This window comes from Pseudomonas sp. DD1, assembly GCF_044510355.1.
GTDB classification, from domain to species: domain Bacteria; phylum Pseudomonadota; class Gammaproteobacteria; order Pseudomonadales; family Pseudomonadaceae; genus Aquipseudomonas; species Aquipseudomonas shahriarae.
In genome coordinates, this window is the sequence record NZ_MSAJ01000007.1 from 36,205 (window position 1) to 56,327 (window position 20,123).

17 protein-coding genes and 1 pseudogene are annotated in these 20,123 nt (G+C 62.7%); 11 read left to right on the plus strand and 7 right to left on the minus strand.

Translation table 11 applies throughout. The annotated features are described in order from the left end of the window. Nucleotides 1-149 precede the first annotated feature (149 nt). From PSFL_RS05790 to PSFL_RS05810, 5 genes are all read left to right on the plus strand, one after another. Nucleotides 150-1,553 carry a gluconate:H+ symporter gene (locus tag PSFL_RS05790; RefSeq protein ID WP_057440211.1) on the plus strand — a complete coding sequence of 468 codons (1,404 nt, stop codon included), beginning with the start codon at nucleotides 150-152 and terminating at the stop codon, nucleotides 1,551-1,553. Nucleotides 1,554-1,579: 26 nt separating this feature from the next. Next, nucleotides 1,580-2,440 carry a MurR/RpiR family transcriptional regulator gene (locus PSFL_RS05795; RefSeq protein ID WP_057960615.1) on the plus strand — a complete coding sequence of 287 codons (861 nt, stop codon included), beginning with the start codon at nucleotides 1,580-1,582 and terminating at the stop codon, nucleotides 2,438-2,440. Between the two features lies 1 nt (nucleotide 2,441). Further along, nucleotides 2,442-3,905, plus strand: coding sequence for an amidohydrolase family protein (locus tag PSFL_RS05800; RefSeq protein WP_397469799.1), 1,464 nt, complete (start codon nucleotides 2,442-2,444; stop codon nucleotides 3,903-3,905). A gap of 199 nt (nucleotides 3,906-4,104) precedes the next feature. Further along, nucleotides 4,105-4,383: a dermonecrotic toxin domain-containing protein gene (locus tag PSFL_RS05805; RefSeq protein WP_397469800.1), complete on the plus strand. Its 279-nt coding sequence runs from the start codon at nucleotides 4,105-4,107 to the stop codon at nucleotides 4,381-4,383. Nucleotides 4,384-4,472: 89 nt separating this feature from the next. Next, the gene (locus PSFL_RS05810) at nucleotides 4,473-4,841 is read left to right on the plus strand and encodes a glyoxalase superfamily protein (RefSeq protein ID WP_057960612.1); all 369 of its coding nucleotides are present in this window, start codon (nucleotides 4,473-4,475) and stop codon (nucleotides 4,839-4,841) included. A gap of 155 nt (nucleotides 4,842-4,996) precedes the next feature. Here the strand turns inward: PSFL_RS05810 and PSFL_RS05815 are convergent, their stop codons facing one another. The 5 genes and pseudogenes from PSFL_RS05815 to PSFL_RS05835 form a co-directional block, all read right to left on the minus strand. Further along, nucleotides 4,997-5,860: a methyl-accepting chemotaxis protein gene (locus PSFL_RS05815; protein WP_370694600.1), complete on the minus strand. Its 864-nt coding sequence runs from the start codon at nucleotides 5,858-5,860 to the stop codon at nucleotides 4,997-4,999. A gap of 39 nt (nucleotides 5,861-5,899) precedes the next feature. Then, nucleotides 5,900-6,916 (minus strand): annotated as a pseudogene (locus PSFL_RS05820) (methyl-accepting chemotaxis protein); the annotation flags it as partial. A 307-nt stretch (nucleotides 6,917-7,223) separates the two neighbouring features. After that, nucleotides 7,224-9,044 carry a CocE/NonD family hydrolase gene (locus PSFL_RS05825; RefSeq protein ID WP_397469817.1) on the minus strand — a complete coding sequence of 607 codons (1,821 nt, stop codon included), beginning with the start codon at nucleotides 9,042-9,044 and terminating at the stop codon, nucleotides 7,224-7,226. Between the two features lie 19 nt (nucleotides 9,045-9,063). Continuing rightward, the gene (locus PSFL_RS05830) at nucleotides 9,064-10,503 is read right to left on the minus strand and encodes a YfcC family protein (protein WP_397469801.1); all 1,440 of its coding nucleotides are present in this window, start codon (nucleotides 10,501-10,503) and stop codon (nucleotides 9,064-9,066) included. Between the two features lie 197 nt (nucleotides 10,504-10,700). Then, nucleotides 10,701-11,603, minus strand: coding sequence for a LysR family transcriptional regulator (locus PSFL_RS05835; RefSeq protein WP_128593727.1), 903 nt, complete (start codon nucleotides 11,601-11,603; stop codon nucleotides 10,701-10,703). Between the two features lie 172 nt (nucleotides 11,604-11,775). Here PSFL_RS05835 and PSFL_RS05840 point away from each other — a divergent pair, with 172 nt between their 5' ends. Next, complete coding sequence (locus PSFL_RS05840) at nucleotides 11,776-12,999, plus strand: OprD family porin (RefSeq protein ID WP_198849270.1); 1,224 nt, start codon at nucleotides 11,776-11,778, stop codon at nucleotides 12,997-12,999. Nucleotides 13,000-13,002: 3 nt separating this feature from the next. Here the strand turns inward: PSFL_RS05840 and PSFL_RS05845 are convergent, their stop codons facing one another. Then, complete coding sequence (locus PSFL_RS05845) at nucleotides 13,003-14,418, minus strand: glycosyltransferase family 39 protein (protein WP_273879864.1); 1,416 nt, start codon at nucleotides 14,416-14,418, stop codon at nucleotides 13,003-13,005. 193 nt (nucleotides 14,419-14,611) lie between these two features. Here PSFL_RS05845 and PSFL_RS05850 point away from each other — a divergent pair, with 193 nt between their 5' ends. The 3 genes from PSFL_RS05850 to PSFL_RS05860 all read left to right on the plus strand — a co-directional run bounded on the left by PSFL_RS05850 (nucleotide 14,612) and on the right by PSFL_RS05860 (nucleotide 17,919). Beyond that, nucleotides 14,612-15,070, plus strand: a complete 459-nt coding sequence (locus tag PSFL_RS05850) for a GNAT family N-acetyltransferase (RefSeq protein WP_057440203.1) — start codon at nucleotides 14,612-14,614, stop codon at nucleotides 15,068-15,070. Nucleotides 15,071-15,160: 90 nt separating this feature from the next. Further along, complete coding sequence (locus PSFL_RS05855) at nucleotides 15,161-16,663, plus strand: PLP-dependent aminotransferase family protein (RefSeq protein WP_169989856.1); 1,503 nt, start codon at nucleotides 15,161-15,163, stop codon at nucleotides 16,661-16,663. A 53-nt stretch (nucleotides 16,664-16,716) separates the two neighbouring features. Continuing rightward, on the plus strand, nucleotides 16,717-17,919 hold the full coding sequence (locus tag PSFL_RS05860; RefSeq protein ID WP_397469802.1) for a benzoate/H(+) symporter BenE family transporter: 1,203 nt from the start codon (nucleotides 16,717-16,719) through the stop codon (nucleotides 17,917-17,919). Here PSFL_RS05860 and PSFL_RS05865 read toward each other — a convergent pair. Beyond that, nucleotides 17,916-18,419 (minus strand): hypothetical protein, encoded by a 504-nt coding sequence (locus PSFL_RS05865; RefSeq protein ID WP_057440200.1) that lies wholly within the window; start codon nucleotides 18,417-18,419, stop codon nucleotides 17,916-17,918. The genes PSFL_RS05860 and PSFL_RS05865 overlap by 4 nt on opposite strands. A gap of 157 nt (nucleotides 18,420-18,576) precedes the next feature. Between PSFL_RS05865 and PSFL_RS05870 the strand changes: the two genes are divergently transcribed. Further along, on the plus strand, nucleotides 18,577-19,086 hold the full coding sequence (locus PSFL_RS05870) for a sigma-70 family RNA polymerase sigma factor (protein ID WP_057440199.1): 510 nt from the start codon (nucleotides 18,577-18,579) through the stop codon (nucleotides 19,084-19,086). Continuing rightward, nucleotides 19,083-20,051 (plus strand): DUF4880 domain-containing protein, encoded by a 969-nt coding sequence (locus PSFL_RS05875; protein ID WP_397469803.1) that lies wholly within the window; start codon nucleotides 19,083-19,085, stop codon nucleotides 20,049-20,051. The genes PSFL_RS05870 and PSFL_RS05875 overlap by 4 nt, the downstream gene beginning before the upstream one ends. Nucleotides 20,052-20,123: the final 72 nt, after the last annotated feature.

Genomic DNA, 20,123 nt, shown 5'->3' on the forward strand with positions numbered 1-20,123 from the left:
GTGGCCGTTGAGTTTCCCGCATTGGGCCCGGCCTGCATGTAAGAACGATCCCCTGATTTTCATCCTGAGTCTGCGGGCATGTCCCAAAGCGACAGCGCTTATCTGTGGGCGAAAATTACTTTCATAAAATTTGAAAATGCTCCTCGGTAATGATTTATGAGTTTCACAACCAATTCGACGTGACCCTTTCCGAGGAGTACCGCATGGCCGCATCACCGGGCGTCTGGCTGTTGGCATACGCTGCCATCGCCATCATTGCATTGATCGTGCTGATTGCACGTTACCGGCTCAACCCGTTTATCGTCATCACCCTGGTGTCCATCGGCCTGGCGCTGCTGGCCGGGATGCCGGCGGATACGATCATGGGTTCCTACGAGGCGGGGGTCGGCAAGACCCTGGGGCATATCGCGCTGGTGGTGGCCCTGGGCACCATGCTCGGCAAGATGATGGCCGAGTCCGGCGGCGCCGAGCAGGTGGCGCGCACCCTGATCAACCGTTTCGGCGAGCGCAATGCCCACTGGGCCATGGTGTGCATTGCCTTCCTGGTGGGGCTGCCGCTGTTTTTCGAGGTCGGTTTTGTATTGCTGGTGCCGATTGCCTTTACCGTGGCCCGGCGCGTGGGCGTGTCGATCCTGATGGTCGGTTTGCCGATGGTCGCCGGTCTGTCGGTGGTGCATGCCCTGGTGCCGCCGCACCCGGCGGCAATGATGGCGGTGCTGGCGTATAACGCCTCGGTCGGGCAAACCGTGTTGTATGCGATTTTGATCGGCATCCCTACCGCGATCATCGCCGGCCCGGTGTACGCCAAGTTCATCGTGCCGCGCATCCACCTGCCCGCCGAAAACCCGCTGGAACGCCAGTTTATCGAGCGTGAACCGCGCACCCGCCTGCCGAGCTTCGGCCTGACCATGGGCACCATCCTGTTGCCAGTGGTGCTGATGATGATCGGCGGTTGGGCCAACCTGATCTCCACGCCCGGCAGCGGCTTCAACCAGTTCCTGTTGTTTATCGGGAACTCGGTGATCGCCTTGCTGTTGGCGACCCTGGTCAGCTTCTGGACCCTGGGCCTGGCCCAGGGCTTCAACCGCGAGTCGATCCTCAAGTTCACCAACGAGTGCCTGGCGCCCACCGCCAGCATCACCCTGCTGGTGGGCGCGGGCGGCGGCTTGAACCGGATCCTGGTGGACGCCGGCGTGACCCATGAAATCCTCGGCATGGCCAACGCCTTCAACCTGTCGCCGCTGGTGATGGGCTGGTTGTTTGCCGCGCTGATGCGCATCGCCACCGGCTCGGCTACCGTGGCCATGACCACCGCGTCGGGCGTTGTCGCCCCGGTGGCCCTGGGTCTGGGTTATCCACACCCGGAATTGCTGGTGCTGGCGACCGGTGCCGGTTCGGTGATCTTTTCCCACGTCAACGACGGCGGCTTCTGGCTGATCAAGGAATACTTCAATATGACGGTGATCCAGACCTTCAAGACCTGGACCGTACTGGAGACTTTGATTTCGCTGGTCGCCTTCGGTCTGACCTACGGCCTGTCTCTTGTTTTATGAGCCTCATCCTGTAACCCGGAGACCCCATGGACATCCTCTACCAGATCCGCGCCCGCCAGGATTCCTTCAGCGCTGGCGAAGGGCGTATCGCCCGGCTGATGCTCGATGATGTGGGTTTTGCCGCATCCGCCAGCCTGGAAGAGTTGTCCCAGCGGGCCGAGGTCAGCACCGCGACCTTGTCGCGCTTTGCCCGCAGCGTCGGCTGCCGTGATTTGCGCGACCTGCGCCTGCAACTGGCCCAGGCCAGCGGTGTGGGCAGTCGCTTCCTCGACCCGGCGGGGTTGCCCGAGCAGTCGGCGTTTCATCGGCAGATCCTCGGCGATATCGAAGGGACGCTGCGCCAGCACCTGTCCGGCTTCAACCAGGCCGGTTTTGTCGATGCGGTGAACCTGCTGGGCAAGGCACGGATGATCCACGCCTTTGGCATGGGCGGCCCGTCGAGCCTGTGCAGTGAAGAGTTGCAAGTGCGGCTGGTACGTCTGGGCTATTCGATTGCTGCCTGCCGCGATCCGGTGATGATGCGGGTAACGGCCGCCACATTGAGTGCCGAGCACGCCCTGATTGTCTGCTCCCTGACCGGCCTCACGCCCGAGCTGCTGGGCGTGGTGGAACTGGCCCGCAACTACGGCGCACGGATTGTCGCCATCACCCTGGCCGACTCGCCGCTGGCGCAGTTGGCCGACGTGCTGCTGCCGCTGCAACCGGCCGAAACCAGTTTTATCTACAAACCCACGGCGGCGCGCTACGGCATGCTGCTGGCCATTGATTTGCTCGCCACTGAACTGGCCCTGGCCATGCCGGACGACAACCAGGAACGCCTGCGCCGGATCAAGCTGGCCCTGGACGACTATCGCGGCGGCCCTGACAGCCTGCCGCTGGGAGATTGAGATGAAGTACCACACGCTGATTCGCCAGGCGCTGATCATTGATGGCAGCAACACGCTGGGGTATCTCGCTGACGTGGGGCTGCGCGCGGGGCGTATCGAGAAGATCGGCGACTTGTCGGCGGCCCAGGGCGAGCATGAGATCCAAGCCGATGGCCGTGTACTGGCGCCGGGTTTTATCGACGTCCACACCCACGATGACACGGTGGTGATCCGCCAGCCGCAGATGCTGCCCAAGCTCAGCCAGGGCGTGACCACGGTGATCGTCGGCAACTGCGGCATCAGCGCCTCGCCGGTCAGCCTGCGTGGCGATCCGCCAGACCCGATGAACCTGCTGGGCAATGCCGAGGCGTTTGCCTATCCGCGTTTCCTCGATTACCGCGCGGCGGTGGAAAACGCTCACCCGGCCCTCAACGTCGCGGCATTGATTGGCCATACCGCTTTGCGCAGTAACCATCTGGACGACCTGCACCGCACCGCTACCGCCACCGAAATCGCGGCGATGCGCGAGCAACTGCAGGAAAGCCTCGAAGCGGGCGCCCTCGGCTTGTCCACCGGCCTGGCCTACGCCAGCGCGTTCAACGCCGACACCGACGAAGTGCTGCAATTGAGTGAAGAACTGACGGCGTTTGGCGCGGTGTACACCACCCATCTGCGCAGTGAATTCGAACCGGTGCTGGAGGCCATGGACGAGGCGTTTCTGATCGGCCGTCATGCCCAGGCACCGGTGATTATTTCCCACCTCAAATGTGCCGGCGCCGGCAACTGGGGACGCAGCCCGCAATTGCTGGCATCCCTGGAGCAGGCGGCGAAGACCCATCCGGTGGGCTGCGATTGTTATCCCTATGCCGCCAGCTCCTCGACCCTGGACCTCAAGCAAGTCACCGATGCCTTCCGCATCACCATCACCTGGTCCACGCCGCACCCGGAAGTGGGCGGGCGTGACTTGCAGGACATCGCCGCCGAGTGGGGTGTATCCCTGCTGGACGCTGCCCGTCGCCTGCAACCGGCGGGGGCGGTGTACTACGGAATGGATGAGGCCGATGTGCAACGCATCCTTGCCCATCCGCTGTCGATGGTGGGCTCCGACGGCTTGCCGGAAGACCCGTTCCCCCATCCGCGCTTGTGGGGCGCATTCCCGCGGGTGCTTGGACATTTCAGTCGTGACCTGGGACTTTTCCCGCTGCACACAGCGGTACACAAAATGACCGGCTTGTCGGCCGCGCGCTTTGGCCTGGCCGAGCGCGGTGAAATCCGCGAGGGGCATTGGGCCGACCTGGTGCTGTTCGACCCGTTGCGGGTAAGGGATGTGGCGGACTTCAAGGACCCGCAACGTGCCGCCGAGGGCATTGATGGGGTGTGGGTCAATGGTGTGTTGAGCTACTGCGACGGGCAGGCGAACGGCCAGCGGGCGGGGCGCTTCCTGGCGCGCAGTGGTGATTTGCGGCGGGGTTTTGCCCAGGTGTGACAGGCCATGAGGTGTGTCAGATTGTGCTCAATGAGGGCTTACAAAACGCAGGTTGTGGCTGTGGGAGCGCTATCTAAGATGGATGGGACTTCTTACGGAGAGCCTGTATGCACAATCAATATGAAGCGTCAGTCATTTCGGTAACCCATCCATCTTCACTGCCTCGGTGCGCGTCGGTGACCATACGGGCGAAGCTAATGTGCCAGCCGCCAACACGCTGGCCACCTTTCCTTTTCCCCGGGATATGATCAAAGGCTGGATCCAGGAAAAAGTCTGGAACCTGACCCATCAATGGATCGACCCTGACAAGGTCTACCTGCATAAATTCTCGTCCGCCAACAGCACGCACAGCAGTGGCGCGGTGACCGGCTGGGCGCACAGCGGCACGCCCGAGTCCTCCATGACCCTCACCGAGGCGGTCGCCAGCGATTTCTTTTCGGCACAGCGCTATGGCACCGCCGGCAAGGCCCACGGTTGAATCCAGCCTCGACTGGCGTTCACAGCACGCTCGCCTTGGGGTAGGGTGGTGGCCTGACAACAGGACGTTTTGTGGATTTGGAGAGCCTTATGCAGTTAGGAAAAGTCACCCCCATCCTGCGGATTTTCGACGAGGCCAAGGCGCTGGAGTTCTACGTCGACTTCCTGGGGTTCAAGGTGGATTGGCAGCATCGGTTCGAAGCGAATTTTCCGTTGTACCTGCAAGTGTCGCTGGGCGAGTGCGTGCTGCATCTATCCGAGCACCATGGCGACGCCTCGCCGGGCGCGGCGGTGCGGATCCAGGCCCCAGGGGTGGATGGGTTCCAGCAGCAATTGCAGGCCAAGAATTATCGCTTTGCCAAGCCGGGCGTCGAGGAAACACCCTGGGGCTCGCGGGAGATGAGCATCAAGGACCCGTTTGGTAATCGGCTGGTGTTTGTCGAGGAAGGCCAGGCCTGATCGACAAATGGCAGGGCATCAGCCGCTGTTTGTCACACCTCGTGGTGAATGGCCTGCGTGTTTAGCACGTCTGGCGATTCCTGCGAGACAGCTTCGATGACCGTCAAGGCCTGAGAAGTGGAGCCGCCCCGGTTTCGGCCGGGGCGGCTTTTTGTTTACACCCGGAAATGGCTGACCATCTGCTGCAACTGGCTGCCCAGTCGTGCCAGTTCGACGCTGGACTTGGCGGTCTCGTCGCTGGCCGTTGCGGTCTGCTCCGACACATCACGCACATTGACGATGCTGCGGCTGATTTCTTCGGCCACGGCGCTTTGCTGTTCGGCGGCGGCGGCGATCTGTTGGTTCATCGACTGGATGTTCGACACCGTACGGGTGATGTTCTCCAGGGAGACGCCGGCCTTGCGGGTCAGTTCGACGCTGCTGTCGGTCAGGCTGCGGCTGTTGTTCATCACCGTGGCCACTTGCTGGGTGCCGTTCTGCAAACCGGCGACCAGGCCTTCGATTTCTTCGGTGGACTTCTGCGTGCGCTGGGCCAGGCCGCGGACCTCGTCGGCGACCACGGCAAACCCACGGCCGGCTTCACCGGCACGTGCGGCTTCGATGGCGGCGTTGAGCGCCAGCAGGTTGGTCTGTTCGGCCACGGCCTTGATCACGTCCATCACACTGCCGATCTTGTTGCTCTCTTGTTGCAGGTGCGCCATGGCGTCGGTGGAACGCGCCACTTCGTCGGCCAGGCGTTCGATCTGGGCGATGGCTTCGGCCACCACCTTGTCGCCTTCGCGGGCCTGGCCATCGGCGGTTGATGCGGCCTGGGAAGCCTGTTCGGCGTTGCGCGCCACTTCCTGCACGGTGGCGGTCATCTCATGCATCGCGGTGGCCACCTGATCGGTCTCGATCTTCTGGCTGTTGACCCCGGCGCTGGTCTGCTCGGTCACGGCCGACAGCTCTTCGGCAGCGCTGGCGATCTGCGTGACGCCGTCGCGGATACCGGAAATCAGCTCGCGCAAGGTGCTGCCCATGCGCTGGATGCCTTGTTGCAGCACGCCCAGCTCATCGCGACGGGTCACCTGGATGTTGTGGCTCAGGTCGCCGGAAGCGATGCGCTCGACCACTGCCAGGGTTTCCTGCAGCGGGCGGGTGATCTGCCGGGTGATGACCAGCGCGGCGATAATCCCCACCAACAGCGCGAGCACGGTGCTGATCAGTTGCAGGCTGCGGGCCTGGACGCTTTCGGCGTCGCGGCGTTGCAGTTGGATGTCATACAGCGCTTCGCTGCGCGACACGATATCGGCGCCCTGCACAGTCATTTCCTGGCGGGCGAGAACGATATTGGCGTTGGCGGCTTTATAGGCCTGCAGCGCAGTGCGGTAGGCGCCCAGGGCGTTTTCCAGGGCGGTCAGCTCGGCTTGCTGGGCTTCACCGAACACGTTCTTCAAGCCTTTGAGGCCATTGATTGCCGATTCGATTTGCGCTTCTGCACGGGCTTCGGTGTCTGGGTTGACGTTGCCGGTGTAGCCGCGCACTTCGTAGCGCGCCACCTGGAACTCTTCCTTGGCGTGGTTGACGGCTTCGTACTGGGCGAAGCGCTCACTGCTTTCAGGCATCTGCCGCACGCTGCGGTCCAGGGCTGCAATCACCAGGCCGGCGGCGTCGGCGCGTTCGCCCATGGTCTGGCGTGCGGCGTTACCGTTGCGGTAGGCCTCGCGCATTTTGTTCAGCGACTGCCGGTAGGCGGTGATGGTGTCTTTCTGCTCGTTGAGCAGCTTGAGGTTTTCCGGGCTCTTGAAGCTGTTGACCAACTGTTGCTGCTGCGCGGCAAAACTGTCGAGGGTGGTCTGCACATTCTGCGCCACGGCTTCGTCGCCGTTGGCGAGCATGTACTGCAGGCGCACGATGCGCAGTTTGGTCAGCGATGAATTGAGCTGGGTGATGTCGCTCATCCAGTTGCTGCGGTCGATCAGGCTGCCCAGGCTGGTCCAGCCAGTGAGTGCGAGGATCGAGGTGAGCACGAGCACCAGGCCAAAGCCCAGGCCCAGTTTCAAGTTGACGCTGATGTTGCCAAACCATGTATTCATCGAATTCCTCCAGGAACAGATTGCGTGTACATCAGTTGCTGGAAGGTCGCCCAGCCGATGGATAGTCTGGGGATATCGGCAGGCAGGGCGAGAGCTGAAACGGTTTTTTAATCAATGTGGGATTCGTGGATGAGTGGTCACTTTTAAAAAGCTGACTTCCCTTTGTGGCGAGCGGGCTTGCCCGCGTTGGGGGAGGAGTAGCGCCCCCCAGGAGAGGGGACTGCTGCGCAGTCCAACGCGGGCAGGCCCGCTCGCCACAACAAGCCCGCTCGGCACAACACGGCCGCTGGTCAGGGGGATAGGGGGATCAGCTTGTGGGCAGGATGCTCAGGACCAGGCACGACGCCGCATCCCGGCTCAGGTGCAGGCGATTGTGCGCAATGCGCGGATGGCTGGCCTGGCCCTCTTTCTCGCCGCTGTTGGGGTTGACGTCGAAGCGCGGGAAATTGCTACTGGAAATGTCCAAGCGCAGGCGATGGCCCTGTTTGAACAGATTGCAGGTGGCAAATGGCTCGATGTTCACCTTCACCCGCTCACCGGGTGTCAGCGGTCTGGGCTGCTCCCAATCGTCACGATAGCGGCAGCGGCGGATGCCGTCGGTGATGTTCATCGCAAAGCCTTCCGGGTAAGCGGCGCTCGGCGGGTAGACATCCACCAGCTTGGCGGTGAAGTCGGTGTCCGGCGCGTCGCTGTCGATCCACAGCTCGATCTGCACCGTCCCGGCGACGATCAGGTCTTCGCTCAGGGGCGCGGTCTGAAAACTCAGCACATCGTCGCGCTCGCACAGGGGGCGATTGTCACCCCGGGTGCCAAAAAAGTCCGGGCGTTCACGCTGGTCGAAGGCGCCGCCGACAAAAATCGGCGCGCCGGATGTCAACGCACCGCCCACGGTCGGCACCGGGTTGGCCGGGTCGGCGTAGTAACCCAACACAGCTTCGTCAGCGCTGGGCGCAACCTCGGTCAGTTGCCGTTGCGCATCCAGGTACAAGGTCAGCGACTGGGTGCCAGGCAGTGGCCATTGCTCGCCCTGCAGCCAGCGACCGCCATGTTGCAGGCGGCCCTGCTCATCCGGCAAACCGCTGCCACCGCCCATCAAGAACACCTGCACCTGGGCCGGCGGTGGCTGCGTCCCGGGCTTGAGTGATTGCTCGAACCATTGCAGGCGACAACTCAACCAATCCTGCGCCACCTGGCCGTCAAACGCGGCCTGGGCACCGAACTCCACATCGCCGCTATGGCTGATATTGCGGTCACCGTGCAACCACGGCCCCATGATCAACTGTTGCGGCGCGCTGCTGGCGCGGTTGAAGGCGGTGTAGTTGGTCAGGGTCGAGCTGACATAAGCGTCGTACCAACTGGACATGAACAGCACCGGAATATCCGGCAAGCGCCCGTAGTGACCTTCGGCATAAATTCCCGACTTCTGCCAGTAGGGGCCGAAGGTGCCCTGGGCCCACTGCTCCAGCAGATAGGCTTCGTACTCGGGCACATGACGCAACGGCGATTGGCCCGCCTGCCAGGGCATGCGGCGGAACCATTCATGGATGTCTTCGTCTTCCAGCGCCTGGCGCACCTGCGGGTCGGCCAGGGCGAGCGGGCTTTCTTTGGCCTGGCGAAACGCCCAGGTGGCCTGCTTGAGTTCAAACGCACCGCCCTGGCGAATCCCGCATTGGTAGGCGTTGGCGAAGCCGCCACTGTCGAGCACCATGCTGCTCAGGCCCGGCGGATGCAGGCAGGCCATCGCCAGTTGGGTGTGGGCCGCGTAAGACAGGCCCATGCTGCCGATCTTGCCGTTGCACCATGGCTGGCGAACGATCCAGGCCAGGGTGTCGAAACCGTCTTCGCCCTCGGCGGTGTACTTGGTGAACACCCCTTCGGAGGCGTAGCGCCCGCGACAATCCTGGAAGATCGCGACAAACCCCTGGGCGGTAAAACGCGCTGCCATTTGCTCGCGGGAGATGTGCTGGCCGTCGAGCTGTTTTTCCGAGCGCGACGGTTTGCACTTGTCATAGGGCGTACGTTCGATCACCACCGGATACGGCCCTTCGCCGCCCGCCGGCAGGTAGATATCGGTGGCCAGGTGGATGCCGTCGCGCATGGCGATCATCTGGTTGTGCAGGGTTTGCATAGGTAAAACACTCATCGACTCAGTATCCGGTTTGCACGGCAATGGCCAGCAGCACCATCGCCAGTACCGCATAGATCAGGAACAGCGGCAGGATGTAGCGCGCCCATTGGCCCCAGCCGACGTTGGCCGTGGCCAGCAGCACCAGCAGGCCGCTGGAGGTCGGGGTGATCATGTTGGTCAGGCCGTTGCCCATCAAAAAGGCAAACACCGTGGTTTGCGGGCTGACGCCGGACAACTGGCCCAGTGGCCCGAAGATCGGCATGGTCACTGCGGCCTGGCCGGAGGTGGAGGGGATCAGCACGTCCAGCCCCAGTTGCGCGAAGAACATACCGTAGGCCGAGACCACTGGCCCGTGGTCGCCCACCAGGTTGGCCAAGCTGTTGACGATGGTATCCAGCACCTGGCCGGTGCTGAGGATGATTTCCACGGCGGTCGCCAGGCCGATCAGGACGCCGGCGATCAGCACCTTCTTCATGCCATCGACAAACGCGCTGGCGGCAGTGCTCGCGGCCAGGCCGGCGATCACAGCGAAGGCCACGGTCAGCAGCAGGTAGAACGCCGACAGCTCATGGTATTTCCAGCCCCAGCGGTTCGAGGCATACACCAGGAAGCCGATACCGCCGCCCAGCACCAGCAGGTTCAGCAGGTGGCGAATCGGCAGGGGTTTGCTTTCAAAGGTGATCTGCGCGCGGGCATCAAAGCCGTGCTTGCGAATGCTCCACAGCACAAACGCGATACCCACCAGCAGGAAGGTGCAATAGGCCGCGACGCGCATGCTCAAGCCGCTGAAGATCGGCAGGCCGACCATCGGCTGGGCCACGGACAAGGCCACCGGGTTGGAGATGGACGCCAGGTAACCGATCTTCACCGAGATGGTGACGATGGCCAGGCCAATCAGGTTCGACAGCCCCAGGCGGTTGGCCATGGCCACCATCAACGGCACGATCAGGATGAATTCCTTGGCCAACCCCATAAAGGTACTGCCAGCGGAAAACACCAGCATCAGGCTCGGCACCAGCACGTAGATATTGCCTCGTGTCATGCCTAGCAGGCGCTCCAGCCCGGCGTCGATCACCCCGGCCTTGTTCAGCACGCCGAACATGCCGCCGATGAACAGCACCATGAAAATCAACGCCGCACGCTTTTCGATGCCTTGGGGAATGGCCATGAAACCTTCCACCAACGATACCGGGCGGGCCGTTGTGTCGCCGGCCTTGCGGGGTTCCAGGGAGAACAGTTGGCTGAAGGAGTCCTGCTTTTCCAGCACCTGATACGAGCCCGGCACCACCAGGCCATTCTGGCGCTGGAACTTGCCGGCATTCACCGCGTAGGTGAAGGCGACGGCGAGCAGGACGATACTCAGCAGAATGATCGCCGGGTTGATTTGCTTGCGTTGCACGGGTTTGTCTGCGGCCGCCTCGGTGGGCGACGGGGTACGGAGGATCTGCGGTTCGGTCATGCTGGCGGCCCCGGCGCGGCCCCCGTCTGAGCGGGGTGCGTGCGCTGTTATTGTTGTGGGTAGTGACGCTTGGTTGGGCGGACACTAGGGCATCGCGCGCAGGCCCACAACGTTATGCGTGGGGCGGGTTGGGGTATGCGTTTTACGCAGCGCTCGGGATGCCGAGAGGGGATGCTGGTCTCCGGCCGCGCAGAGGGCTACGGGATTTTTGCAATGGGATTCAGGCGCAGTTTAAGGTGCTCGGCAAATGCCGTTACCAACTGTGAGCGCGGCTCGTCGGCACGAAATGCCAGGCCAAATTCATAGGGCAATGCCGGGCGAAACGGCCGGCTGACAATCGGCAGGTGCATGAAGTGGCTGGCCAGCAGGCCATTGACGATCGACACCCCCAGGCCTTCGGCGACAAAGCTGCAGGCGGCGCCCACCGAGTGCACTTCGACCCGTACCTGGGGCGTCAGGTTGGCGGCGCGGAACATCTGGTTCAACTCGGTACGCACTGCCCGTTGCCGGCCCAGCATCACCAACGGCACATTGCGCAGATGTTGCACCTCGATGAACGCGTGGCGGCTCAGTGGATGGTCGGCCGGCATCACGCACACGCCTTCGGTGTGCAGCACCGGCTCGATATCAAAGTCGGGGATCTCGGTGGGCAGGCGCACAAAACCCAGGTCGGCGGAGCGGTCCAGCACGGCGCGCTCGATCATGTCGTAGGAACCGGTCAGCAGCTCGACCACAGTGTCGTCATGGTCCTTGAGAAAGTCCGCAACAATACGCGGCAACAATTCCTGGGTCATGCTGGTGGGCACGCCGACTTTAAGCAGGCTTTTGCGCGAGCGGCCGACGCGCATTTCGTCCGCCAGACGCTGGATCCGCTGCATGCCGTCCACTAGTCCGGCGACTTCGGTGAGCAGTTCCTCGGCCTCTGGCGTGGCCATCAACCGGCCCTTTTTGCGCAGGAACAGGGCAAACCCCAGGGCGTCTTCCAACTGGCTCAACAGGCGGCTGACCGCAGACTGCGACAAGCCCATACGGGTGGCTGCGCCGATGGTCGAGCCGGTGGACATGATCGCCTTGAAGGCTTCGAGTTGTTTGAGATTCACCGTGGATTTCCTGTCGAAGGGCGGCTTTGCGCATAGCGTCATGCGCTTCTCGCATAACGTTGTGGGGCGTTCGGCAAGCCGTTAGTGTCCGCCCCAATGTGACCTGGCGTCCAGCCTGGCACACGGAGCAACTGCCCATAAAAATCGACAATACGGCATTGAGGAAACAGTTATGCGTGAGCTTTTCACCAGGGGTGGCGTGGTCACCGTCGGCGTGCTGGCGAGTCTGTCGCCGTCGCTGATGGCCCAGGGGTTCTGGGAGGATTCCCATGGCAAGCTGACCCTGCGCAATTACTATTTCAACGACGGTTATCGCGACGGTGGCGAGGACCGCAAGGAATGGGCGCAAGGCTTTTTGCTCAACCTGCAGTCGGGCTACACCGAGGGCACCGTCGGCTTTGGCCTGGATGCCCAGGGGCTGTCGGGGATCAAGCTCGACTCCAGCCGCACCCACGCCGGCACCGGTTTGTTGCCGGTCCACGATGATGGGCGCGCCGCCAATGAATTCTCCAGCCTCGGCGTGACCGCAAAAATGCGCATCGGCGCGGCCGTGGTGAAAACCGGCACCTTGCTGCCCAAGATCCCGGTACTGGTGCATAACGACGGGCGCCTGCTACCCCAGACATTTCGCGGCACCCAGGTCGAATACACGGGCATCCGCAACCTGTACCTGCACAGCGGGCACCTGGATCAATTCAAACTGCGTAACTCCAGCGACAGCGTGGATATTTATCCACAGGGCTACAGCGGCAAAAAGGGCAGCGACTTCGATTTCGCCGGCGCCACCTATGCCTTCACGCCTACGCTCAGTGGCACCTGGTACTACGGGGAAATGCGCGAGTTCTATCGCCAGCAATTCCTCGGCCTGGTGCATAAGCAGCCGTTGGGCGCGGGGAGCCTGACCAGTGACTTGCGCTACTTCATCAGCAATGAGGCCGGCGAGGCGCGTAACGGCAAGGTCGACAGCGACATGTTCAGTGGTCTGTTCACCTATCGGCTGGGGCCGCAGGCGTTGGGTGTGGGTTACCAGAAAGTCAGTGGCGACACCGCGCTGCCCTATGCCAGCGTGTCCACGGTGTACTCGTTCAGCAACGCCGGGGTCGGCAAGTTCATCCAGGCCGGTGAGCAAACCTGGATGCTGCGCTATGACTACGACTTTGCCGCCGTGCTGCCGGGCCTGAGCTTTATGACCCGTTACTACAAGGGCCAGAACGGCGACTTCAAGGGCCGCGAAGCCCGCGAGTGGGAGTCCGACACCCACCTGCGCTACGTGATCCAGAACAGTACCCTCAAAGGCCTGGGCGTGGAGTTGCGCAAGGCCACCTACCGTTCCACCTATGCCAGTGACCGCGATAACTACCGGGTCTACCTGACTTACGACTTGGCGCTCTGGTAGGCCTTACTGTTCGACAAAGGAGTAGGGCCGGCTGCCCACGGTGATCTGCTTGAGAGCGGTGACCGGGGTGGTCAGTTGCTCGATACGGTCCAGCAACGCCAGGTTGCCCGGCCTGGCATCGAGATAGGCACGCAGTTGTGCCTCGGTCTGCAGGATCGGCAAGTTGTTCTGGGTGTAAAACACAGTGGCGCCGGCCACTCGCTCGTTGGGCTGGTACAGCACCACCCTGTGGCCTTGGGCCTGAAATGCCTGGATTTGGCGGGTCAGCGGTACAAAGGACTCACGCCGGTCGGCCTTGGGCGCATACCAGATAGCCGCGCCCAGGTAGCAGGCGATCACCACGGCAAACACGCCGCTGATCAAGCCACGGCGATAGGCGGGCAGGCGGCTGAGCAGAACCGCGCCATATTCGGCCGCGAGGACCGCCGCCGCCGGGGTCAGGGCCATCAGATACACGATGCGTTTGCTCGAGGCGAAGGTCAGCAGGGTAAATTGCGCCACCAGCCACAGGCTGAAAAACAGCAGGTACCGATTGCTCGCCAGGCTTTTGCGAAAGTGCCACAGGCCCAGGTACACCAGGATATTCCACGGCAAAAAGGCCTCGGGCAGTTTGGCCAGGTAGTAGTAGATCGGCTCGTAATGCCCGGCTTCGACGAAGGAGCCGCTGAAACGTCCGACGCTGTTGGTCCACAACACCTCACTGACCGCCTGCATCCCACCCCGTTGATACAGAAACCCCAGCCAGATAAACAGCGGCACCAGCGCCAGTAGAGTGAACATGCCCGGGCGCAGCCATTGGCCGGGCCGCACGCGCTTGTCCAACAGGCTGGTGCAGGCCAGGTAGGCAAAAATCACAATGCCCGGCATCGCCAGGCCCAGCACGCCTTTGCTCAAGGTGGCGATGGCCATCCCCAAGGTAAACAGCAGCCATGTGCCGATATTGGCGCCGGGCTGGGATTCCGGGCGGGTGGCCTGGTAGAACGCCAGCAGCGCCAGGGTCACGCCGAGGCTGAGCAACGCATCCTCACCCACGCCGCGCACGTTGCTCCAGTAACTGGCCATGGTCGCCAGCACCAGCGCGGCGCCAAACGCCAGGGACGTAGGCCGGCCGAAGCGGCGCAGCATGCCGTACAGCAGCATCACACTGAACAACCCGGCAAACGCCGAGGCCAGTCGTACCGCGCCGGTGCTGGCGCCAAACAGGCGGATCGCCCCGGCATCCAGCCATAGGCTCAGGGGTGGTTTTTCCAGGAAGGGCTCACCGAACAGGCGCGGCACCACCCAGTCGTTATCCAGGTGCATGGCCATGGCAATCCCGGCCACTCGGGCTTCGGTGGAGCCTTGCAACTCGTGATTGCCCAGGGCCACGAAGAACAGCAGACCGGCAAGCAGCAGCAACAGCGGGGCAGGGCGTGTCATGGGGTGAGTTACCGGATGCTAGGGGGCAGCGTTGGAGTATACGAAGGCAATCCTTAACGAATTGTGAACGGAGTGCCCGTTGCGGATTGGCCTGCCAGGTGGTCTGGAAGTGGTCGGTTCGCCGCCGCCTTGGAAACCTACCATTGCCGGGTCCCGATCCATCCCGGAACGGGCTTTCCGATAGGAGAACGCGATGAGTAACGATCCACAGGCAATCGTGGTCAGGGCAGTGCAACCTGAAGACTATGAGCAATGGCTGCAACTGTGGCTGGCGTACCAGGACTTTTATCAAGTCAGCCTGGATGAGACCACCACCCGCACTGCCTTCAGCCGCTTGCTCGATACCGATGAAGCCATGGCCTGTGCCGTGGCAGTGCAGGGCGATGAGTTGGTGGGGCTGGTGCATGCGCTGTTGCATCGTTCGACCTGGGCGGTCGCCGACTTCTGCTACCTCGAAGACCTGTACGTGGCTCCCACGGTGCGCGGCGGCGGTACCGGCAAACTGTTGATCGAATGGGTCCAGCGCTATGCGCAACACCACGGCTGCGCCCGGTTGTACTGGCATACCCAGCAGACCAACAAGCGTGCGCAGAAACTCTACAACTGGATCGCCGAGGACTCGGGCTGCATTGAGTATCGGATGGCTCTGTAACACCCGACGGCAAAGCTCGCCGATATTGCTCGTGGACATATCGGCGGCATCGCACAAAGATGCATGCTTTTTTACCCCTTGGCCAAGTCAATGACCCACAACCTTGAACTGGACACGCTGAAGATCCGCCTGACGGACCCCAAGCTGGCCTCCCTGGATTTGCGTGTGCGGGTGCAGCGCGTGCTGCGTCAGCTGATCCTGGAGGGCATTCTTGCGCCCGGCAGTCGGTTGCCCGCCACGCGTACGTTGGGCAAGTCACTGGGCATTTCCCGGGATACCGTAGAAATGGCCTACGTCCAACTGCAACTGGACGGTTACCTGTGCCGGCGTGAAGGTTCGGGTAGCTACGTTTCCGAGAAGATCGGGCCGAGCCTGCTGGGCGCGCGCAAGCGCCAGCCAGTGGTGGCGAACCAGGTCGCGGCGCTGAGTGCCAGGGGCGCGCAGATCCTTGCCAGCGGCGGGGTGACCGACCAACAGGTGGTCAAGGCGTTTGCCACAGGGCTGCCGGAAACGCGGACCTTCCCCGTGGGCATCTGGGAGCGCCTGCACCGCCAGGCATTGAAGGATTACCGCCCGAACCTGCTATTGCATGGCGACCCGCAAGGCGCCGAACCCCTGCGCCAGGCCATCGCCGACTACCTGAACCTGGAGCGCGGGGCGCGGGTCACGCCGGATCAGGTGCTGGTGCTGTCGAGTACGCGTCAGGCCCTGTATTTGTGCGCACAGGTGCTGGTGGATGAAGGCCAGCCGATCCTGATGGAAGACCCCGGTTACTTCGGCGCCCGCAAGGCGTTTGAAATGTCCCAGCTCAAGGTGGTACCGGTTGCGGTGGACGCCAAAGGCCTGTGTATCGACGCCCTGCGCGCCGACCGCAGCGGCGCCAACGCCGTGTATGTCACGCCGTCCCATCAATACCCCACAGGCGCCACCCTGGCGCTGGAGCGGCGCCTGGACCTGATCGCCTGGGCCGAACAGCGCCAAGGCTGGATTATCGAGGACGACTACGACAGCCAGTTTCACTATGAAGGCTTGCCGACCGCCTGTGTGCAGGGCCTGGACAGCTCCCAGCGCACGATCTACCTCGGCACCTTCAGCAAATCCCTGTACCCCGGCTTGCGCATGGGCTTTATGGTGCTGCCCCGGGAGTTGGTCAAACCCATGACCTACGCCCGCAGCATCCTCGACGGCCATACCCCGCAAATCGCCCAACTGACCCTCGCGCGGTTTATGAACGATGGGCATTTCGGCAGCCATATCCGCGCAATGCGCAAGATCTACGGCGAGCGACGTGATGCCATGGCCGAGGCGGTGGAGCGCCACTTGAGCCATGTGGTCACCGCCAGCTTGCCGCCCGGGGGCTTGCAGTTGCCTTGTGTGCTGCATGAGGGATGGTCGGAGCTGGAGACGATTCGCCAGGCGGCGCGGGTGGGTATCCAGTTGCCGGGCCTGACGCGGCTCTATGCCCGGCCACCGGCACGGGGCGGCTGGTTGCTGGGGTTCTCGGCGCTGACACCCAGTGAAATCGAGAGTGCCAGCCGGCAGTTGGCCAAGGTGCTCAAGAGTGGTCTGGCGCAAGGCGGCGAAGTGGACTGAAAGGCCGGGCCGGTGCTTGTTAGCCTGTGCGGCCTCAACACAAGGAACGCGCCATGAACCGACCCGCCCCACGCCTACGCCTTGCCGACTACCTGTCACCCAGCATCAGTGCGCTGATTTCGGTCATCGTCAATTACGCGGGCACCTTTGTCCTGGTGTTCCAGGCTGCCCACCTGGCGCAGTTGAGCGCGGCGCAAACCGCTTCCTGGGTCTGGTCGGTGAGTATTGGCGTGGGCGTGACCGGCGCGTGGTTGAGCTACCGCTACCGCGAGCCGATCATCACCGCGTGGTCGACGCCGGGGGTGGCCTTTCTGGCGACGGTCATGCCGTTTACACCGTATGCCGAAGTGATCGGTGCCTATGTGATGTGTGCCATCGGTTTTATCGTGCTGGGCCTGAGTGGTGCGTTTGAGCGCTTGGTGCGGCTGATCCCCGGTGGCATTGCGGCGGGTTTGCTGGCGGGGATTCTCCTGCAATTTGGTGTGGCGGCGTTTGGTGGGGCCAGTGCGGACCCGCTGCTGGTGATTGTTCTGGTGGTGTCCTACGCGGTGCTGCGCCGCTTCACTTCACGGTATGCGATGGTCGGGATTCTGTTGATTGGCCTGGGGCTGCTGCTCGCCCAACAGCGCCTTGACCTGCACAGCCTGGAGCTGCAACTGGCCGCCCCGGTGTTTGAAATGCCGCACTTTTCCATCGCGGCGTTTTTTGGCGTGGCCTTGCCGCTGTTCGTGATTACCCTGACCGGGCAATACATCCCCGGCATGCTGGTGCTGCGTAACGATGGGTTCAAGACCAGCGCCAACCCGATCATCACCGTCACCGGCCTGGGGTCTTTGTTGATGGCACCGTTCGGCGCCCACGGGTTCAATGTCGCAGCGATTACGGCGGCGATCTGCACCGGGCGCGATACCCATCAGGACCCGTCCAAACGCTACATCGCCGGGTTGGTGTGTGGGGCGCTGTACATCCTGGTCGGGGTGTTTGGCGTGACGTTGGCAACCTTGTTTATGGTCCTGCCCCGCGCGTTTATCACCACCTTGGCGGGCCTGGCGCTGCTCGGCGCCATCGGTTCAAGCCTGGCCAATGCGATGGCCGATACACGCACCCGGGAAACCGCGTTGATCACCTTTTTGGCGACGGCGGCCAATGTCACGTTGCTGGGCATTGGCGGCGCGTTCTGGGGGCTGGTGGCGGGGTTGCTGGTGCATGGGGTGATTCACGGTGGGCGCCGGGTTGAGACGCGTGCGGCGGGCTAAAGGAGTTCGGCGCGCTTCACCGTGATACCCAACGGGCCACTGAGCTTTTCGACCCTGACCTTGCCACCCGCCCCAAGCGCATCCGGGTGGCAGATTTTTATATGTTTTTCGAGTTCTCGATCGTAGACCTGTAACCCGCTGCACCGCTTGCCGCCGGAGGTGTATTCGTAGCGGGCGATGTAGTCACCCGGTCTTGTGCTGGAAAAAAACACAAGCAATGACAACACGAAAAATTCTGCCACGGCGATAACGGCGAGCGCCGAGATCGCCTCTTCCAGCGAGTCCATTATTGTAAATTTGAGGCGCGGATTCCTGCGCCGCACCCCCATCACAAATGCCACCGCAGCCAAAAGGGGCGATGTCACCAGGCAGATCATCACGCTCAACGTATTGAAGTACACGATGCGGTCGAGCCAGAACACCCATAACCCGATTGTTGCCACGAAAAGTAGTACGCCCAGGCCGACGAGCAGGCGTGTAGAGGTCAGCGGTCTTCTCAATTCAAATGGCTTCCATGCATTGAAGGAAAGGGGTAAACGCGACAGGCACTGTGTTTGGGTCGGATAAAACAGCAGGGAGTATAAACTTCTATTTGTCTCTAATGAGAAGTATTATCATACGCACTTCCCGTCAGCTGCCAGTCCGGAAATCACCTCGATGGCCTCATCCTCTTCCTCCCACCGCGCTGTGGGTGAGCTCTACGCCCAGCATCACGGCTGGGTGGTGCAGTTGCTGCGGCGCAAGCTGGGTGGGCAGGAGCAGGCACTGGACCTGGCTCAGGATACCTTCGTGCGCATCCTCAGCAGTGGGCCCTTGCCGCTGTTGCGTGAGCCGCGGGCTTATCTCACCACGGTCGCCAGCCGCCTGTGCGGCCAGTATTTTCGCCGCCAGGCCCTGGAGCGTGCGTACGAACAATCCCTGTTGATCCTCGAGCCGGAACACGCGCCGTCGCCGGAGACCCGCTTGTTGGTACTTGAAGCACTGGATGCGGTCGGGCAGGTGCTGGACGGGCTGGGGAGCAAGGTGCGGGAGATTTTCCTGTTGTCGCAGTTGGACGGCCTGACTTATCCACAGATCGCCGAGCAACTGGGCCTGACCGTGAATGTTGTGCAAAAGGCCATGCTCAAGGCCTATCGGCATTGTTACCTGGCGGTGTACCAGGCATGACGATGTTCCAGCCAACCGACGATCAATTGTTGGATGAATACGTGCTGGACCAGGCGCTGATGTGGATGGTCACCCTGCAATCGGGCGTCAGCGGCGCCGCCGAGCAACGCGCTTGTGCAGCCTGGCGCAATGCAAATCCCCAGCATGAACTGGCCTGGCAGCGCTTGACCGGCTTGAGCCGCGACCTGCGTAGCAGCACCGTTGCCCTGCCGGCGCCCGCCGCCCGCCAGTTGTTGCGGGCGCGCAGCCTGACCTCGCGGCGCACGCTGCTCAAGGGTTTCGCCGGCCTGGGGATTGCGGCGGCCATGGGCCTGGGTGTGCGCGAGCGCGTGGTATTGCCGGAGTTGTTCAGTGACTACCGCACCACCACCGGCGAGCGGCGGCCCTTGCAGTTGGCCGGCGCTGGCGCGGTGCAACTGGACACCCAGACGGCGGTGGATGTGCGCGGCCCGCAATTGGCCCTGAACCAGGGGCGCTTGCTATTGGCGACGGCGGCGGACACCTTCGTCGGCGTCAAGACCGCCCATGGCTGGGTGCGGCCGGTGGCGCTGTCGCGGCTTATCATCAGCCAGGATCTGCCAGGCCAGCACGGGACCCTGGTGCAAGTGCTCGCAGGCCATGTCTCGATCGAACCGCAGCAAGGTGGCCGGGTGTCGATCGGCGCCGGCCAGCAGTTGGCCTTCGACAGCCGCCAAAGCGGCCCGGCACAACCCCTCGCGCCCGCCGCCGATGCCTGGAGCCGTGGCTTGCTGATTGCCGAGCGCATGCCGCTGGCCCAGGTGGTCGATCAGCTCAACCGTTACCGGCGCGGGGTGTTGCGCTGTGACCCGGCGGTTGCCGGTCTGCAAGTCTCGGGTTCGTTCTCCCTCGACCGCCCGGATGCCAGCCTCGATCTGCTGGCCAAGGTGCTGCCGGTGCGCGTGCAGCGGGTCTTCGGCTACCTGGCGACGGTGGTGGCGGCCTAGGTAAAAAATTTCCATGGGGCCGGCAGTATTTGCCATCTCGTGCATCAAGACAGGGAAGACGCTGAATAAGAG

Excerpts from the sequence above, each read along its gene's own strand:
- PSFL_RS05790 (WP_057440211.1), top strand. The coding sequence starts at position 150 with ATGATTTATGAGTTTCACAACCAATTCGACGTGACCCTTTCCGAGGAG.
- PSFL_RS05795 (WP_057960615.1), top strand. The coding sequence starts at position 1,580 with ATGGACATCCTCTACCAGATCCGCGCCCGCCAGGATTCCTTCAGCGCT.
- PSFL_RS05800 (WP_397469799.1), top strand. The coding sequence starts at position 2,442 with ATGAAGTACCACACGCTGATTCGCCAGGCGCTGATCATTGATGGCAGC.
- PSFL_RS05810 (WP_057960612.1), top strand. The coding sequence starts at position 4,473 with ATGCAGTTAGGAAAAGTCACCCCCATCCTGCGGATTTTCGACGAGGCC.
- PSFL_RS05815 (WP_370694600.1), bottom strand. The coding sequence starts at position 5,860 with ATGGGCAGCACCTTGCGCGAGCTGATTTCCGGTATCCGCGACGGCGTC.
- PSFL_RS05825 (WP_397469817.1), bottom strand. The coding sequence starts at position 9,044 with ATGCAAACCCTGCACAACCAGATGATCGCCATGCGCGACGGCATCCAC.
- PSFL_RS05830 (WP_397469801.1), bottom strand. The coding sequence starts at position 10,503 with ATGACCGAACCGCAGATCCTCCGTACCCCGTCGCCCACCGAGGCGGCC.
- PSFL_RS05840 (WP_198849270.1), top strand. The coding sequence starts at position 11,776 with ATGCGTGAGCTTTTCACCAGGGGTGGCGTGGTCACCGTCGGCGTGCTG.
- PSFL_RS05845 (WP_273879864.1), bottom strand. The coding sequence starts at position 14,418 with ATGACACGCCCTGCCCCGCTGTTGCTGCTGCTTGCCGGTCTGCTGTTC.
- PSFL_RS05850 (WP_057440203.1), top strand. The coding sequence starts at position 14,612 with ATGAGTAACGATCCACAGGCAATCGTGGTCAGGGCAGTGCAACCTGAA.
- PSFL_RS05855 (WP_169989856.1), top strand. The coding sequence starts at position 15,161 with ATGACCCACAACCTTGAACTGGACACGCTGAAGATCCGCCTGACGGAC.
- PSFL_RS05860 (WP_397469802.1), top strand. The coding sequence starts at position 16,717 with ATGAACCGACCCGCCCCACGCCTACGCCTTGCCGACTACCTGTCACCC.
- PSFL_RS05870 (WP_057440199.1), top strand. The coding sequence starts at position 18,577 with ATGGCCTCATCCTCTTCCTCCCACCGCGCTGTGGGTGAGCTCTACGCC.
- PSFL_RS05875 (WP_397469803.1), top strand. The coding sequence starts at position 19,083 with ATGACGATGTTCCAGCCAACCGACGATCAATTGTTGGATGAATACGTG.